The sequence below is a fragment of the Gammaproteobacteria bacterium genome (genome assembly GCA_014075255.1).
Classification (GTDB): Bacteria; Pseudomonadota; Gammaproteobacteria; order UBA4575; family UBA4575; genus JABDMD01.
The window spans coordinates 2139379-2156992 of the sequence record CP046178.1 but is presented as its reverse complement, the minus strand read 5'-3'; the positions used below and the strand labels follow the sequence as shown (position 1 = coordinate 2156992).

The 17614-nt window shown below is 40.6% G+C and carries 18 protein-coding genes and 1 pseudogene; 3 read left to right on the top strand and 16 right to left on the bottom strand.

The annotated features are described in order from the left end of the window. Position 1 precedes the first annotated feature (1 nt). From GKR92_10980 to egtB, 4 genes are all read right to left on the bottom strand, one after another. Positions 2-982, bottom strand: coding sequence for a flagellar motor protein MotA (locus tag GKR92_10980; GenBank protein ID QMU62188.1), 981 nt, complete (start codon positions 980-982; stop codon positions 2-4). Between the two features lie 151 nt (positions 983-1133). After that, positions 1134-1553: a rhodanese-like domain-containing protein gene (locus tag GKR92_10975; GenBank protein QMU62187.1), complete on the bottom strand. Its 420-nt coding sequence runs from the start codon at positions 1551-1553 to the stop codon at positions 1134-1136. After that, the gene (gene djlA / locus GKR92_10970; protein ID QMU62186.1) at positions 1554-2375 is read right to left on the bottom strand and encodes a co-chaperone DjlA; all 822 of its coding nucleotides are present in this window, start codon (positions 2373-2375) and stop codon (positions 1554-1556) included. It lies immediately after the preceding gene. 33 nt (positions 2376-2408) lie between these two features. Beyond that, a complete protein-coding gene (egtB, locus tag GKR92_10965) occupies positions 2409-3683 on the bottom strand; it encodes an ergothioneine biosynthesis protein EgtB (protein QMU62786.1) in 1275 nt (424 codons plus the stop codon). Between the two features lie 106 nt (positions 3684-3789). Between egtB and GKR92_10960 the strand changes: the two genes are divergently transcribed. Further along, positions 3790-4755 carry a TIGR04348 family glycosyltransferase gene (locus GKR92_10960; GenBank protein ID QMU62185.1) on the top strand — a complete coding sequence of 322 codons (966 nt, stop codon included), beginning with the start codon at positions 3790-3792 and terminating at the stop codon, positions 4753-4755. A gap of 398 nt (positions 4756-5153) precedes the next feature. On the opposite strand, the gene GKR92_10955 is transcribed toward GKR92_10960, so the two are convergent. Then, positions 5154-5750 carry a DUF2238 domain-containing protein gene (locus tag GKR92_10955; GenBank protein ID QMU62184.1) on the bottom strand — a complete coding sequence of 199 codons (597 nt, stop codon included), beginning with the start codon at positions 5748-5750 and terminating at the stop codon, positions 5154-5156. Positions 5751-5765: 15 nt separating this feature from the next. Beyond that, positions 5766-8012 (bottom strand): annotated as a pseudogene (gene selD, locus GKR92_10950) (selenide, water dikinase SelD). A 102-nt stretch (positions 8013-8114) separates the two neighbouring features. On the opposite strand from selD, the gene GKR92_10945 reads away from it, so the two are divergent. Continuing rightward, positions 8115-8984 (top strand): hypothetical protein, encoded by an 870-nt coding sequence (locus tag GKR92_10945; protein QMU62183.1) that lies wholly within the window; start codon positions 8115-8117, stop codon positions 8982-8984. 54 nt (positions 8985-9038) lie between these two features. Here the strand turns inward: GKR92_10945 and GKR92_10940 are convergent, their stop codons facing one another. Continuing rightward, positions 9039-9536 (bottom strand): DUF4124 domain-containing protein, encoded by a 498-nt coding sequence (locus GKR92_10940; GenBank protein QMU62182.1) that lies wholly within the window; start codon positions 9534-9536, stop codon positions 9039-9041. After that, positions 9533-11134, bottom strand: coding sequence for a glutamate--cysteine ligase (locus GKR92_10935; GenBank protein QMU62181.1), 1602 nt, complete (start codon positions 11132-11134; stop codon positions 9533-9535). Before GKR92_10935 ends, GKR92_10940 begins: the two co-directional genes overlap by 4 nt. A gap of 73 nt (positions 11135-11207) precedes the next feature. On the opposite strand from GKR92_10935, the gene GKR92_10930 reads away from it, so the two are divergent. Then, the gene (locus GKR92_10930) at positions 11208-11921 is read left to right on the top strand and encodes an arginyltransferase (protein ID QMU62180.1); all 714 of its coding nucleotides are present in this window, start codon (positions 11208-11210) and stop codon (positions 11919-11921) included. 136 nt (positions 11922-12057) lie between these two features. Here GKR92_10930 and ampD read toward each other — a convergent pair whose 3' ends face one another. From ampD to GKR92_10890, 8 genes are all read right to left on the bottom strand, one after another. Beyond that, positions 12058-12606: a 1,6-anhydro-N-acetylmuramyl-L-alanine amidase AmpD gene (gene ampD, locus GKR92_10925; protein ID QMU62179.1), complete on the bottom strand. Its 549-nt coding sequence runs from the start codon at positions 12604-12606 to the stop codon at positions 12058-12060. A 32-nt stretch (positions 12607-12638) separates the two neighbouring features. After that, the gene (locus GKR92_10920; protein QMU62178.1) at positions 12639-13184 is read right to left on the bottom strand and encodes a sigma-70 family RNA polymerase sigma factor; all 546 of its coding nucleotides are present in this window, start codon (positions 13182-13184) and stop codon (positions 12639-12641) included. Continuing rightward, entirely contained in the window at positions 13185-13589 is a 405-nt protein-coding gene (locus GKR92_10915) for a glyoxalase/bleomycin resistance/extradiol dioxygenase family protein (GenBank protein ID QMU62177.1), read from the bottom strand. A 248-nt stretch (positions 13590-13837) separates the two neighbouring features. Continuing rightward, positions 13838-14158 carry a hypothetical protein gene (locus GKR92_10910; GenBank protein ID QMU62176.1) on the bottom strand — a complete coding sequence of 107 codons (321 nt, stop codon included), beginning with the start codon at positions 14156-14158 and terminating at the stop codon, positions 13838-13840. Between the two features lie 138 nt (positions 14159-14296). After that, a complete protein-coding gene (locus tag GKR92_10905) occupies positions 14297-14749 on the bottom strand; it encodes a VOC family protein (protein ID QMU62175.1) in 453 nt (150 codons plus the stop codon). A 131-nt stretch (positions 14750-14880) separates the two neighbouring features. Beyond that, a complete protein-coding gene (gene groL / locus GKR92_10900; protein QMU62174.1) occupies positions 14881-16548 on the bottom strand; it encodes a chaperonin GroEL in 1668 nt (555 codons plus the stop codon). Positions 16549-16583: 35 nt separating this feature from the next. Next, complete coding sequence (locus GKR92_10895) at positions 16584-16877, bottom strand: co-chaperone GroES (GenBank protein ID QMU62173.1); 294 nt, start codon at positions 16875-16877, stop codon at positions 16584-16586. A gap of 162 nt (positions 16878-17039) precedes the next feature. Next, the gene (locus GKR92_10890) at positions 17040-17537 is read right to left on the bottom strand and encodes a hypothetical protein (GenBank protein QMU62785.1); all 498 of its coding nucleotides are present in this window, start codon (positions 17535-17537) and stop codon (positions 17040-17042) included. Between the last annotated feature and the right edge of the window lie 77 nt (positions 17538-17614).

Here is a 17614-nt window from a genome sequence, read left to right as displayed (position 1 = left end):
TCTAATTAGGTTTTTGCTGATTTGCCAGCGATGCAGCTATGGTTTTTGTCAGAATTCGTAACTCTTTCCTGAGTTCTTCAGAAAATGGTTGCTGATCGCGCTTTAGGTATTCACTTAATTCAGCTAACTGATGGGTAAGCGTGAGTAAATGTGAATCCAACCTTGTGCGTTCATTATTTTGACTACTCAATTCTCTTTGTAAACTATTAATACCATCTGCGGTTTGCTCAAGTAAGGCCTGAACAAATGCAGGAACCGTTGACTCACCATCTCCAGGCAATGCTCCTGAAGATAAATGAGTGATTTCGGAAAGCCATTCCTCTAATTCATTGAAAAACCTTCTTTGTGCATGCCCCGCCTGCAAGTCTAAAAATCCAAGTATCAAAGAACCCGCTAGACCAAACAGTGAAGAGCTAAATGCAATTCCCATACCCGATAGTGGCTGCTGTAAACCAATTTTCAAATTTTCAAATAATAATAGGCTATCTTCTCCATCCCCTGACATGCCTTTAATCACATCACTTACAGAGCTCACTGTTGTTAATAGCCCCCAAAATGTGCCTAGCAAGCCTAAAAAGATAAGCAGCCCTATCAGATAACGCGAAATATCACGTGATTCTTCTAATCTGTTCCCTATGCTGTCTAACAAAGATCGCATTGATATTGTAGAAAGAGTTAATTGATCATTATCTTTTTTCGACAACATCCGTGCCATCGGCGCAAGTAACGGTGTAATTGCAAGTGATTGACTTACCTCAGCAGTATTACGAAAATTTTCTATCCAAGAGATTTCCTTGTACAGCTTAATAACTTGTTGAAAGTTATGCACGACACCAATAACTAACACTAAAGCTATTAAAGCGTTAAACCAAGGGTTAGTTTTAAATGCAAATAATACCGGGTCATAGACAAAGGTAATTGCAATAGCAGCAGCAAATACAAATGCCACCATCCACATCAATATATTGTAAGGTCTGGTCATGGCGTTTCTACTATTAAATAAATTCTAAGGATCTGTATAAGATATTTTATAGCTTTATTAGTTTCAAAACTATAAAACTTATATGTAATTATATGGCTTATTGAATTTTTCTAAAACGAAAAATTCATAGTTACTAATGAACTTAATGAACTTAATGAACTTGGGGTGGAGCTACAACGGAATTTTTCTTTTTTATCCAGTGCGCAATACCACGTTTAACGTTAAACACCTCATTATATCCAACTACGCTTGTTAGGTATTTAGCTAATTGCTTGCTACGACTTCCTGAATGACAAATTAGAATCAATGCCTCGTCTTTTTTGGCTATCTTAGTCACTTCATTTAACCAGGCATTTAAGTCGTACTTACCAGTTTCATCATAAAACATTATCAAATGACTGCCCTCGATTACACCTGTTTTCTGCCACTCAGAAACTGTACGCACATCTATAACCGCAACTCCCTGCTGCATTAGCTCTCTGAATTCCTGATTACCAATATGCGTAACTTCATTTGCAATAGCAATTGGTGAAATTTGTAAAATAATAAAAATGGCGAGTATGTTTTTCATTTATTTTCTAGTGTCTGAAATTAAATCGTAAGCTTTTTGAATTTCTTTTGTTTTGTTAGTAGCGATCTCAATCATTTCCTCTGGTAGGCCTTTAGAAATCAATTTGTCAGGGTGATTTTGATTCATTAATCTACGATAGGCCTTTTTAACTTCCGCATCAGTAGCGGATTTGCTGACACCAATTATTTTATACGCATCTTCTAGTGCAGAGCTAGATGACGCGTAAGAACTATTCGAACGATATGACTGTTGACTACGCTGACTTGCAAATAACATCGATTCCAACTGCGCCAGTAATACGTCCGGATAACCTAGAACTAGACAAATATGTTGTAGTATTTGCTCTTCTCCAGGCTGTTTAATACCATCCGCATAGACCGCTTGTAGCTGGATCTCAATGAACATCTGAATCAACGCAAACTTACGACTGCATGTTTTACGGAACTCTTCAAGTGTATCGTCTAAAACAAAATCTTCTTGTTTACCCTGGTTAAAATTTTCAATTGCAGACCTGCGCTGATCCTTACTCAAGCGCATTTTCTGCATAACTTGTTCCGCTAGTTGAATTTCCTCAGGCGAAACTTGCCCATCCGATTTAGAAATGTGGCCCATCACTGAAAATGTTGTGGCAAAAAAGGTAGCTTGTATATGCTCTTGTGCGCCCCGACCAAAGTTTATACCTCCAGGACTAACTCTACCCTTGCCAGGTCTAGCGCTTCTATCTAGTTGGTGGCCCAGCAACACCCCGATGAGGACACCAATGATTGACTCACTTAACGCATAACCTAGAGCACCACCGAGTAATTTACCCCACCAATTCATACATACTTTTCCATTTTCGTTATTACCTATGGCTTAACTCATTGCACAAGTGCGAAATCCAGCAAACACATCATTCCGATCTGCACCATAGTAATTACGCAAGGTGTTGCGCAGCATTCGACTACGTGTCGTCCATGCTCCGCCCCGCAATACTTTTGTCTGCTTAAACAAAGGACGCGAATACTCGCTATACCAATCTGGGGAAAATCCTGGATAGGGTTCAAATACCGATGCGGTCCACTCCCATACGTTACCAAACATTTGCCGACAACCAAATGCACTGTCACTTTCTGGATAGGCCGCAACATTTACAGTACCTAAATGCGCGCAGTCCAGGTTTGCAAAGATACTTTTTATATCGTCTCCGCCTGGATAAATATTTTTTTGGAACTGCTTATCATTGATCACATTTGGATTACAAGACGCTGCAAATTCCCATTCTGCCTCGGTAGGTAAACGCCGATTTGACCACTTACAATAGGCTTGCGCCTCATGCCAACTCACATGAATAACCGCGTGGTTTAATTCAAGAGCTTGCCACTGATCAAACAACCTTACAAACCAATCGCCACTAGAATCTTTTTCCCAATATATAGGCTGTTGAAGATCATGTTTTTTGCGCCACTGCCAAGCTTCATCATCCCAGTATTTACTTTCTAAATAACCATTTGCCTCAACAAATTCTAAGTACTGCTCATTACTCACTGCATATTTAGCAATACTAAATGCTGCAACATTCACCTCATGCGCCCATTTTTCATTATCAAAAATAAATTTATCTCCAAACTCAGCGCCCAACATAAACAATCCACCAGGAATAGTTATATCTTCATTTTTATTTTCTACTACATGGTTATTTAATTTCGAATTATCCTTACCTTTAATAAAGCTTGGTGTTGGATAAGACAATGTTTGACGTGTACATATAAATGCCTCGTTATGCATATCCTCATGAAAGAGCGCTAGCAAATAAAAATATTTTGCATTGCTATCCAGCTCAATAGTTCTAAGTAACTCAAGTTCATACTGTAGAACTTTATTCATATACTCGAATGTATTTTTAAGACTAGGCAGCGGCAAATTCCAACGATCCTCATGACGAATGTTTATTGAATCAAACAATTTATCTGCATCTTCATTTACAACCGCTTGACGCCCCAAGTGACGCAATACCCAGGTTTCATGAAAATACGCAGCATGCGCAATTTCCCATTTCAATGGGTTCACTGTCGACAGTATCTTCCCCATCAACTGTTCATCGCTTAGCCCTTCTATCAATGCCAAAGTTCTAGAACGAACATCGAGCAAGGCTTTGGAAATATTATCTATGGTTGCGTCTTGGTAATTCACTATAGAGAGAAATATGTAAGAAAGTATTCACTAACCATACAATAGCGGTATCATATTTACACGTATGAAAATCATTCTTATAACCCCCGCCTTACCCAGTTCTCGCTCAGGTAATCGCGTTACCGCGACTCGTTGGAAAACTATGTTGACCGAACTAGGGCATAAGATAACGGTGAAGGCGAGCAGTGATGATATATCCCAGATATGTAAAAAACATGATGCGATGATAGCGCTACATGCCTGGAGAAGTGCTGCATCAATAGATTATTTCAAACAGCAATTTCCACAAAAGCCACTTATCGTGGCACTTACTGGCACAGATTTATACAAATTTATAAACAGCCACCCTAAACCCACTTTGCGTTCAATCAAGCAAGCCGATGTTTTAATCACCTTGCACGATCTAGCGTATTTAGTTCTACCAAAATCTGCTCACAAAAAAATCCATGTGGTTCATCAGTCTGCGGAATTCATTAAACGAAAAGAAAAGAAAAATAAACGCAATTTTGATGTTTGTGTAATCGGTCATTTAAGAGAAGAAAAAGATCCCTTGCGAGCTGCCTATGCTGTACGCAAACTACCCGACGATTCGCGTATTAGAGTAATACATTATGGCAAAGCACATACATCTGTTTGGGAAGAACAGGCTAAAAAAGAAATGCAAAATAATTTACGCTACACGTGGCACGGTGAAGTGCCTCATTGGAAAATTAATAAACTATACGCAAACGCAGATCTTATGGTGCTAAGCTCAAGAATGGAAGGCGGCGCAAATGTAGTTTCAGAAGCTTGCGCTGCAGGCTTACCTATAGTCGCATCAGACATTGATGGTTCCATAGGACTGCTCGGCAAAACCTATCCTGGCTATTATCCATGTGGCAACACAAGGTCTTTACGTGAATTACTAATAAAGACCGAAACGGATCACCTATTTTTAAACAAGCTTACAAAAGCATGCCAGGCTAAAGCAAGCTTATTTAGATATAAGAACGAAAAAAATAGTTTGAAAAAAATAATTAATTGTTTTTAATAAATTTATTAAATACCAAGCATCACAATACATACCATTAATTTGGCTTGGCCACATATGTCAAAAAACTAGCGTAAGCACACAAATTGATCTTATATTAATTCCATTGATTCGAAACATAATGAAGTTTTAATTGTGCTGGCGAACAACAAGTCGTAACGTATTCACTGTAGATGTTTACTAGTTGTTTGGAACCGTAGGCTGTTAAACAACCTGTGTAGATCGACCTGGCGTAACTTAATATCAATGTCTTGAAAAAGTAGATCCCTACTCAACGAGGCAAATTAACATCAACACGCAAGGTTCGACGCATGAAACATCGCAAACAAAAAATAAGCCTGCAATGAAAGCCCGCCTCACACAAAATTAGCGGGCTTTCTTTTATCTATTTATACTTTTTATATACGAGCTAACTGCTTATTGTGCACCTTACTTAATGTAAGCAAACCTATAATTGCGCCCAATAAAGCTAAGCCCATATCGGACTGTGTGTCCCATACATAACCCTGAGTCCCCAAAAATGCTTCAGCATCTTCTCCAACTGCTATAGCAGCCCACCACTCGATTAGTTCATAAAAAGCACTAAAGGCTAAACAAAAACAAACTATGAAAAAGAATTGCCAAAAAGCACGGGGGATAATATCTTTACGAACTATAATTTCTCTTGCTATTAAAGCAGGGACAAACCCTTGCACAAAGTGGCCAACTTTATCGTAATTATTTCGCGCAAAACCAAACCACTCTTTAAAAGAATCAAATAATGGCACTTCTGCATAAGTGTAATGGCCACCCACCATAAGTATCACGCAGTGAAAGAGTATAAGTACGTATAGCAAGGTTGTTAGAGGAAAACTTTTATAAGTAAAAACTATTACAACAAGACCAATCAATGCAGGTGCTACTTCTAAGAACCATGTGAATTGATCTTTAGGGTTAATTCCTGACCAAACAAGCACTGCAAAAAATATTACTAGCCAAATTATTTTATTAACCACTACTAATATTTCCGCCTAGAGATTAATCATTACACTTTCAATTGCATCGCTAAGTTGCACAACTTCACCAAGCACACAGGTATGCTGATAACCAAGCTGATGCAGTTCAGCCACACATGCATCTTTATGTTGCTTAGGAATCGTTGCAAGTAAGCCTCCCGCAGTTTGAGGATCAAACAATAAGGGATAGAGTTCATGCTTTATGGCTACATCTTGGTTTTTAATTGCACGCCGTAACCGCACATTTGATGGTTGCAAAGAACTGAATATACCCAACTGCATAGTTTCTAATGCGCCATCAAGAACCGGTAAATTATTTATATCAATACTAATATCCACCTGTCCGGCGCGTACCATTTCTACCAAATGGCCTAACACCCCAAAACCGGTAACATCTGTACAAGAATGCACATCATAATTATATAAACATTGTGCTGCTGCATGATTAGAATGAATCATGGACTCTATGGCTTGGGTAATCCAACGGCCTTTAGACTTGCCACGCATATCTGCGGCAAACAGAGTTCCGGTGCCCACTGGTTTAGTAATGATGATGACATCGCCTACCTGCATGCCCCCCTTCGCCAATAATTTTTGCTTTTCAATTAAACCAGTAACACTCAAACCAAAAGATAGCTCGGCTCCTTCGCTAGAGTGCCCACCAATCAATGCAGCGTTGTGTTGATTTAAAACTTGCAATGCACCATCCATCATTTGGTGTAACTGCTGCTCAACCACTTTTTCTTTGCCATAGGGGACGGTCGCAATAGCCATTGCCGCTTGTGCTTCTGCACCCATTGCAAAAACATCGCCTAAACTATGATTCGCTGCAATCTGTCCAAAAACATAAGGGTCGTCAACAAAAGAACGGAAGTAATCTACCGATTGCACCTGCACTTTACCGGGTGGCACCTCAAGTACGGCTGCATCATCCGGTGCATCTAAACCTAATATGACATCATCACGTTTTACGGTAGTAAGTTGATTCACCACACGACTTAAAACATTACTGCCCACTTTGGCGCCACAGCCACCACAGCGCATAGCGATAGCGGAGATTTCTTTTAAGGCGTCCGCACTAGCCAATTCACTATGTATTGGATCTTTATCATGTTCCATTTCTGGAAGCTCGTTATATTTACGCATAAACTCACGATCAATATAGTCTTTGAGCTTCCAAATCCAAGCGCCTTCAAAGGTAAAAATCCCGCGTGAGCCTATTGCACACTTATCACCGGTGCTGATCAAACTTAGAAAACTAATTTGCGGCACATGTTTTTTCAGTGATTTGTTCGTCAGAGCACGTCTTATATTTTTATATAGCGGTGGCCCTTGACGCACTGCAAACACGCCTGACTTAGGGCGCGGATAATTGGTTACGGTTGCGATATCGCCTGCTGCAAATACATCTTTGTGTGACACCGACTGCAGAGAACTGTCTATTTTTATAAAGCCTCTATTATCCACTGCCAAGCCTGATTCTTTATACCAAGCAGGCGCAGAAGCATGTGTGGCCCAAATAATGGCATCAGCCTGCAAAGTTTCACCATTATCCAACTCAATAGCATTTTCATTTACACGCTTTGCTTTACTTCCCTTCTGTAAAGTAACCCCACGCTCTGATAGCACGCGTCTAAAGCGGTGTTGCACAGATGCGTTATGGGTGGGCAGAATGGAACCATTTCCTGTAACTAAATCAAAACGAAGGTTCTCAGCTGTTAAAGAATTTTCACGTAATAACTGCTGCAAATGAAATTGTGTCGCCAAGGCTACCTCGACCCCTCCCGCGCCCACGCCAACCACTGCAACCTTAAATTCACCTTTGTGCTTAAGCACATTTAGCATCAAAGCATCCCAACCTTGCAAAAACTCATTGATGGGTTTAACCGCTAAAGCATGCTGCTGCGCGCCAGGAACTTCTATGTGCGATGGTGTAGATCCAGTGTTAATTGAAAGCACGTCATACGCTATCGGAGGGCGATCCCCACATATTACTTGTTTGTTATCAAGTTCTAAAAAAGTGGCGGGAACATGTATTAAACGTGCCCCAGCAAACTTAGCCAGTGGACGTAAATCAATATGACTTTCATCATAACTGTAATGACCTGCAATATAACCCGGCAACATTCCCGAATAAGGGGTATGAACATCACGTGTAATCAAGGTAATTTGCAAACCCGATATGGGATTCATACCGAATTTCTTTAGTACTGCAACATGGCTATGCCCGCCACCTATTAGCACTAAATCCTTAATTACTGGAGTATTTTTAGCTACCTGCAAAATAAATCCTTTCCCAATTAACCCATTTGAATACTTATTACGTTTATAGGCTTAAGAACCAATACTTAAAAGGAATTCGACATGATGAACAGATTCAACGTTAACGGGCAATTTTTAAAATTTGGATGGCTATGGATTTCGTTAGCACTTAGTTTAACAGCTCCTTGCTTAGCATCGAGTAAATTTAATCAAAACTATCAGCCAATAGAAATTGAGATTATCTCTGATAACGGTAGTTCTTTCTCAATCTATCCGGCATCACAGCGACGCCTCAAAAATGAATATCGCGCGTATGTAGAAGCAATTAATGGAGAAAATTATTCTTTGAATATACGCAACCACTCAAACCAGCGCCTTGGCTTAGTTATCGCAGTGGATGGTCGGAATATCATTTCTGGCGAAAAGTCTAAGTTAAAACACAATGAGAATATGTATATTCTTGGCCCATATGAATCACAATCTTATGCAGGTTGGCGTACGAGCAGTAAAGATATCCATCGCTTTTACTTTACCGATATAGAAGACTCCTACGCTCAAGCTTTTAACGATGATTCTGCCATGGGTGTAATTGCTGTTGCAGTGTTTGAGGAAAAACAGCCGTTTCTTACTAAACGTGAGAAAAAGCAAACAGTGAACAAATCCAGGGCACCAGCACCAAATCGTTCTTATGACTCTTCTGGCGCTGCGAATGACTCCGTTTTAGCAGAGCAAGCAGAAAAAGAAGCTGGCACGGGATTCGGCGACCACGCAACCTCACATGTTCGGCGTGTACAGTTTAATGCTAATCGCAGTGCACTAGCGAAGAATTTTTATAAATATGAGTGGCGTGAAACACTATGCCACAAGAGGATCATTGATTGTGGTTACAAAAATGAAAAGAAAAATCGTTTTTGGCCTAGAGATGATTACGAAGTAGGTTATGCGCCGTACCCACCTGCACATCGCAGATAAAAATAATTATGGCAGATAATTTTTAGCTTTATAGGATCCAGCTGTAGCTAGCTATTAACTACAGTTGGATTTTAGGTCAGTTTGCAACACTTGTCTTTTTAGCTCTACTTGGTCGTCAGAAAGGTACTGTCTTCCCCCAGACTTCGCATCCAACTCATACCAACGATAGTTACCTTGTGAATAACTCTTAAGCTTGTCCTGCATTGCAGCACATAACTTTCTTTTCTTATCTTCTTCTTGCTGTGCTTCCTGGCGCTTTTCTTGTCGTTCAATACGCTCAGATGTAAGAAAATTCACATACTTTTGTTGCTGCACTAAGCGTTGTTCAACACTCTGATTTGTTTGAGTTTGAGTTTGAGTTTGAGTTTGAGTTTGAGTAAGTGTAGAGGTACCTGTTTTTACATTTACCTTTTTCGCTTGGGTATCAACTTTACGATCGCTGTAGTGGACCTTGCCATTAGCATCCACCCATTTGAAAATTTCTGCATGTGCAGCACCACTCATAAGAATGAGTCCTAATAACGCTGCTCCAACAACTCCAACTCTGTTCATACCGTCACTTCCTGTTCAGATACTGTGTTTGAGAAGTAATTGTGCAGGAACTGATCAAACGCTTGTGTGTCGGATGCCTCAATTTGTCTTAGTTTTTCTACCGACTGTCGCACATGGTTTTGGAAGAAAATCATGTCTTTTTCACTTAAGGTACTGTTGCGCAGTTGTTTTTCATGCTGCATAGATATTCGACTAGCAAATTCAAAAAAGCATTCCTGATTATCTTGCATATCTTGCAACACTCTCGCCGATGGCGTCAGACTTGAATCGTCTATAGCCGCTTGTTGCTGTTGCAGTGCATCACTATATTTAGTTGTGCTGTTTTGCTGATCAAGGATAGTGCACATTGCCTGCATCTCGCTTAATAATTCACTCCCCCAACCCTGCAGCGAAACAGGTCCACTATTACGAACTAACTTAAGTGCTGGATCTCGGCCCTCATGTGCCACCTTGCTTTCATTATCATCCATCGCCTTGCGCTCATTTGCATCGATTAACGGACTTTCATGCAATAGACAAAACAACATGAAGGCTTCCAGAAAATACAACTGTGAATCACTCACACCTAATGGGTCGTATACGTTTATATCTAATGATCTTAGCTCAATGTACTGTACGCCTCGCTCCCCTAGCGCATGTATCGGTTTTTCATTTTTAACCAAGGGTTGTTTAGGTCGAATTGTACTGTAGTACTCATTTTCTATTTGCAGAATATTGGCATTCAGTTGACGGTATTTCCCATCTACCTTTACACCGATTTTTTGGTATTCCTGACAAGGCGTTTCGATCGCTTTAGTTAAACATTTAATATAGGAAGGCAAACTGTCGTAGCAGGCTTGCACACCGGTCTCATTTTCTTTTTTATTGGTATAACCAATATCGCCCATACGTAATGTAGTGGCATACGGTAAGTAGTACGTATTACTGTCATACTTTTCGAGTTGGCTGGGCTGACCGCTTAAAAACGTTTTACAGATTGCGGGGGATGCGCCGAACAAATAAAACACTAACCACCCAAAACGTTTTAAGTTACGGATCAAACCAAAGTATTGCTCGGAAATAAAATCTTGTAACGGTATCTCTTCTTGCTTCAGTAGTTGGCGATAATACGGCCAAAATTTTTCTTGCACAGAATAGTTAAAATGCACGCCCGCTATGGCTTGCATCATCTTCCCATATCGGTGACCCAGGCCACGACGATATACTGTCTTCATCATGCCTTGATTCGAACTGCCGTATTGCGCAATCGGTATTCCATCTTCACCTGCGACGACACATGGCATGCTGGCATTCCAAAGCGATTCATCTTCAAGTTGTGAATAAACGAATTGATGTATTTTTTGCAAACAGTCTCGCGCGGCGGAGACGCTTTGCTCAGGCGGTGTAATCAGCTCTAGCAAAGCTTCAGAAAAATCTGTTGTGATATAAGAATTTGTTAGTGCGGATCCAAACGATGCAGGGTGCGGCTGTTGTGATAATTTTCCATTTTTATCTACTCGCAAACATTCTTTCTCAATTCCAATACTACCGCCCGCTAAAAGACCTAGCTGTTGGTCTTGGCTGATCGCCGATAACGTACTGTGCAGTTGCTTATACATTTATGATTTTTGTTATGTACTTACAAATTATTATTTATTGGTAAATTAAGTATACCGGCTTAATAATAGCAACATGGATTTTTATCAAACCCCCATCCATCCATGTGGTTATTTACCCAACCGCTACAGCATTAATATTTTCGCTGATCCGAACAAAGAAATCTCTACCCAAACCTATAGTTGGTTAATTGACTATGGCTTTCGTAGAAACGGCAGCCACCTTTATCGCCCACAATGCCCAGAATGCAATGCATGCGTACCCACACGAGTATGCATAGATGATTTCAAACCCAATCGCTCAAAGAAGCGTGCATTAAAACTTAATCTAGACCTTGAAATCAGTAAGGTAAAGAATAATTACAAGCAAGAGCACTTCGATTTATATGTAGAATATCTTCAAAACCGGCATAGCGACGGACCCATGAGCCAATCTACTCGAAATGATTACGAAGAGTTCATTTTAGGCACTTGGTCAGAAACTGACTTGCTCGAATTTCGCTTAGATAAAAAATTAATCGCGGTTACCGTATATGATGTATTGCCTCAAGGGTTATCTGCGGTATATACCTTTTATGATACTGAATATGAAAAGCGTGGATTGGGCACCGTAGCCATTCTACAACTGATACAACGTACAATAGAATTAAAGCTACCTTATCTATATCTTGGTTATTGGATCGAAGCCAGCCAAAAAATGAATTACAAAGTTAATTTTAAACCCGTCGAGGGTTACGTAAATAAACATTGGCAAAAACTTGTGGTAGAGAAAAACAAAGAAAGCTCTTAGGCTGAATACCTAAGAGACTTATGCCTGTTACATACATTTTGATCTTTTTAGACCAAAAGATTAAACAGCCGCGCTTTATTAAAGTTTTAGGCCAAAAGCTCGCGGAAGTTCTGCCAGTTGAATGCTAGAGCAGGTCTTAGGCCAGAAGATCTCGAAATTTTTTCCATTGGAAAGACATCCCCGGATCGCTCTTTCTACTCGGCGCAATATTAGAATGACCCACAATATCTTCTTTACTTAACGACGGATAGGTCATCCTAAGTGAATCAACCAATGTAGCTAACACCGAGTATTGCACTTCTTCATAAGACGTTTCATCTGCACCTTCCAATTCAATGCCAATGGCAAAGTCATTACAATTTTCACAACCTTTATAGGCTGATTCCCCCGCATGCCATGCACGTTTATTAAAAGGCACAAACTGAACTACCTCTCCATTACGTCGAATTAAAATATGTGCGGAAACTTTATGATCTTTAATTTCCTCAAAGTATGGATGCTCATTGGGGTCCAATTGATTGGTAAACAATTGCTCAATATACGGCCCACCAAACTCATTCGGTGGCAAACTAATATTATGAACCACTACTAAAGAAAGCGGTGCACCTTCTGGTCGCCCATCATAATTTGGTGAAGGCGCATAACGCACTCCAACGACCAAATGACTGGCAGGATCAATTCTCATAATTTAAAACTGTACACTACAATCATCGATTATTAACAACATTGATCCTTATTAGACCTGTCTTTACGTTTATAGTCGATCACGTTTCCAAAGCGATCCTTCTCCACTGCACAACAGGCTAAAAGTTCTTCTTTCAATTTTGCACGTCCTCGCTGTACACGTGACTTCATACCTGAAATTGAAATTCCAATTCGTTCAGCTGCAACCGATTGCTTAATTTCATTAAAGTCTGCTAATAGCAAAGCTTCTTTATATTTTGGTTCTAACCGGTCTGAGAGCGGCCTCAAACATTTAGCAAAGTCATGATCTACACTGTCAGGCATACTTTCTGAATCAACAATTTCATTTTTAGTATTTATCATAGATTGTTTACGATAATGATCAGTAATTCTATTTTTGGCAATGCTGTACATCCATGCAAGAGGGTTATCAGCATTAGATAAAGCTTCCTCGTTTTGTAGAACGCGCAAGAGTATGTCGTGAACTAAATCCTCAGATACATCGACATCCACTTTGCTGCGAACATAGCGAGTTAACTTGGATCGCAATTCATCCCAGGTGGTATCGAGTTCCGCCATTTATGCACAACACACGCTTGATTTAGAGATATTGGCTTCACTGGGATTATCATCGGTTATGGTATACCACTCCCAACTCAATCCTTGCGGCTCGGTAGACCATACTTTGTCTTGTGTTGCAAAGCAGCACGTAGTCTGGTCTTCAATTGTATCTGCAATGCCATCACGTTCGAGTCGCTTCATCACTGCATCCAAATTCTCATTCTGCTCAGCCTCTACTCCAAGATGATTAATTCGGTCATCCGCACTGGGGTTTTCAATCAGGACCAATTTCAACGGCGGGTTGCCAATTGCAAAATTTGCATATCCCGCTCTACGTTTATGTGGCGGTGTATCGAAAAGTTTTGAGTAATAGTGTACGGCTTCTTCAATATTTCTTACGTTTAAGGCTAATTGTAGTCTCATGGTACTGACTCCATATAAATTGATTGAGTTAGTAGTAAAGACGTATCAAAAAAGGAAAGGACGCAAATATCTAAAAATTTAGTGAGCACATGGATGTGCGAATATGAGTCGCATCGTGGATGATGCCATCAAATTAACTCTTCTGCCCAATGTCTGCTTTCGGCCAATAGCGGACAAATTAATCTACTTTCTTTATAAAAAGGCGAACAATAATGGTTCGCCTTTCTTGTAATTTAATTCTATAGAATTTAGCTATCTGATTTGCCTTCACCATGATGCTTCCTGTGTTTCATTTCATCCGCACCTAGAACGCCATCGTCATTTTTATCTTTGCGACTAAACTTTTTCTCTGCATGGGACATAAACTCTTCTTTACTTACCGACCCATCACCATCCGTATCCATTTTTTTTATTTTACAGTGTTTGCCGCCGTGGCTATCAGCAACTAAGAATTCAGAAGTTAGATCAGTTTCATTGAAAGGATTATTTTCCGCAATTACGGGTGCAATCATAAATGCACTAAACAGTAATACAGCACCTATTGATTTTAATTCGATTATCTTGCACATATTGTCAACTCCATTAGATTTATTTAAGAAATATTGTCTACTTATAATTAGATAACTCACATACAAATAGTTCCGCCCTAGAGGCTAATGTTGTGCTGTGTCTGCTTTCGGCCAATAGCGGTCATTAAGAAAAATATATTAGCCCTGCATTTCTTCAAACACTTTTGAAGCTATTGTTTGGATTTCTTCTGGTGTCATTTCTTTTAAGAGCGTAGCTACTCCCCATTCATGTCCAAATGGATCGCGGACACGAGCAAATCTTTCACCCCAAAACAGGTCTTCTGGCTCTGCTAGAATCTCTGAACCATTAATTTTCATTTTTTCAACAATTTGATCACAATCTGCAACATAAAGATGAATTGCTACACTGGTAGAGCCTAATGATTTAGGGCTTGGAGTCCCACCATGTTCAGGTAACTCTTCACTAACAAAAAAACGTGCGTCACCTATCCGAAACTCGCAATGCATTACTCGATCATCTGGCATCTTTAAGAGCAGCCTTGGTGGGACATCAAATACTTTGGAATAAAAGGCAACCGCCTTATTAGCATCCGTTACGCTGAGATAGGGTACAAATTCTTGAATTTTCATTTTAGCTTATCCGTATTACTAAACATTCGCCTTATGTCCGCTTTGGGTCGTAAGCAGACATTATATAACAGCCATAAAAAAGGCCCCGCATTGCGAGGCCTCAATTTCTTCACAGATGTGAACAGAAATGATTACATCATTCCAGGCATTCCACCCATTCCGCCCATGCCACCCATGCCTGCCATGTCTTCCATCGCTGGGCCATGATCATGCTCTTCCGGCGCTGGCGCTTCTGCCACCATAGCTTGAGTAGTGATCATTAAGCCTGCAATGGATGCAGCGTTTTGCAGTGCAGTACGAGACACTTTAGTTGGATCAAGAATACCCATCTTAATCATGTCACCAAATTCGCCCGTTGCAGCGTTGTAACCATTGTTACCTTTGCTTTCGTCAACTTTTGCAAGAATTACCGAAGCTTCTTCACCTGCATTAGTAACGATTTGACGTAGAGGCTCTTCCATTGCACGCCGTGCAATGCCGATACCTAGATCTTGCTCATGGTTGTCGCCTTTCAAGTTATCAAGTGCCTTACGCGCACGTAACAACGCAACTCCACCACCAGGAACCACACCTTCTTCTACTGCAGCTCGCGTTGCATGCAATGCATCTTCAACACGTGCTTTCTTTTCTTTCATTTCTACTTCAGTCGCCGCACCTACTTTAATTACTGCAACACCGCCAGCAAGTTTTGCCATGCGCTCTTGTAGTTTTTCTTTGTCGTAGTCAGAAGAAGCTTCTTCGATTTGTGCTTTGATTTGATCAACACGGCCTTTGATGTCTTTCGCTTTACCAGCGCCATCTACAACGGTTGTGTTTTCTTTAGAAACATTAATACGTTTTGCAGTACCCATGTCATCAAGTGTTGCTTTCTCTAGAGATAAGCCCACTTCTTCCGCAATTACCGTGCCGCCTGTTAATACTGCGATGTCTTGCAACATGGCTTTACGACGATCACCAAAGCCTGGAGCTTTCACCGCACAAACTTTAACAATACCGCGAATAGTGTTCACAACTAAAGTGGCTAAGGCTTCGCCTTCAACGTCTTCAGCAATGATTAATAATGGACGACCCGCTTTTGCAACACCTTCTAACAATGGTAATAACTCACGGATGTTAGAAATTTTCTTGTCGTGTAAAAGAATGAATGGGTTTTCCATGTCAGCCGTCATGCTGTCTTGGTTATTGATGAAGTATGGAGACAAGTAACCACGATCAAACTGCATACCTTCAACCACTTCAAGTTCGTTGGTTAATGCATTACCTTCTTCAACGGTAATAACACCTTCTTTACCCACTTTATCCATTGACTCAGCAATGATGTCGCCGATGGATACATCAGTGTTTGCTGAGATGCTGCCTACTTGAGCGATCGCTTTACTATCCGTACAAGGTTTAGACAATTTATGTAAACTTTCTACAGCTGCGATTACCGCTTTATCTAGGCCACGCTTGAGATCCATTGGGTTCATGCCCGCCGCAACCGCTTTCATACCTTCACGTACAATAGCTTGCGCAAGTACGGTAGCAGTAGTGGTGCCATCACCCGCGATGTCTGATGTTTGTGAAGCAACTTCCTTCACCATCTGCGCGCCCATGTTTTCAAACTTGCCTGCAAGTTCGATTTCTTTAGCAACGGATACACCATCTTTTGTTACGGTAGGTGCACCAAATGATTTATCTAATACAACATTGCGACCTTTAGGGCCTAATGTTGCTTTTACTGCGTTCGCTAGAACGTTGACACCTTGTGCCATACGCTGTCTAGCGTCTTCGCCAAAAAGTACTTCTTTTGCCATGATAATTCCTTCCTAAATTTGTTTATCTTTTACAAAATTTATTTCTTTTCGATAATGGCCATGATGTCGTCTTCACGCATCACTAATAACTCGTCACCATCTACTTTCACTGACTGACCGGAATATTGACCAAACAAAACCGTATCGCCTTTCTTCACATCTAATTTGCGAACATCGCCACTTTCAGTAATTTTTCCATTACCTACTGCAACAACTTTGCCTTTACTTGGTTTTTCTGTAGCGGAATCAGGAATTACAATGCCACCTGGGCTTGTTTTTTCCTCTTCCATACGCTTGACGACCACGCGGTCATGCAAAGGACGTAAATTCATTGACGCCTCCTAATAAGGGGTTAATTTATTAATTTTAAATAGTATTTATATGGGTGCTTTTATTGTTAGCACTCTCATTCAATGAGTGCTAATCATACGAATGAGTTTTTTGAAGTCAAGTAGTTTCTAGAAAAATCACCTTAGTGCCCAAATACACTCCGATCATTCATCTGAACGGTGAGTCACTTTACCTTCATATACATTGCCGGGCTTATTGCCTGGCGTATTTCCTGGCTCATTGCTTGAAGATGCATCGGGCGAGGAGCCTGATGGTGGCGGGCCAAAACCACCCATGTTCATCCCAGACATGGGACCAGACATAAAGTTGAAACGATTCACGATAAGGGTTGCCACAGGCCGGCGTGTGAAAGGTAGCAAACAGAAGAAACCAATCAGATCTGTGAAGAAGCCTGGCGTAAGTAATAGCGCACCTCCTATTAACAAGGCCACTCCTTCTAATATCTCATTTGCAGGCGCCCTACCTTCACTAAGTGCTTGATTAAAACGCATGTAGGTCTGTGACCCTTGGCTACGCAGTAAGGATGCGCCAATAACTGCGGTCAATACTACAAGGCCAATGGTTGGCAGCCAATCAATGATGCCTGCCACCTTAATTAACAGGTAGATTTCGATGATTGGAATCACCAAGAACAAGGCCATTAAAATTGGAAAAATACGAATTCGAACCGCCGACATATAACTTTGATTTCCGTAGCTTGAGGGCCCATTTTGTAGGG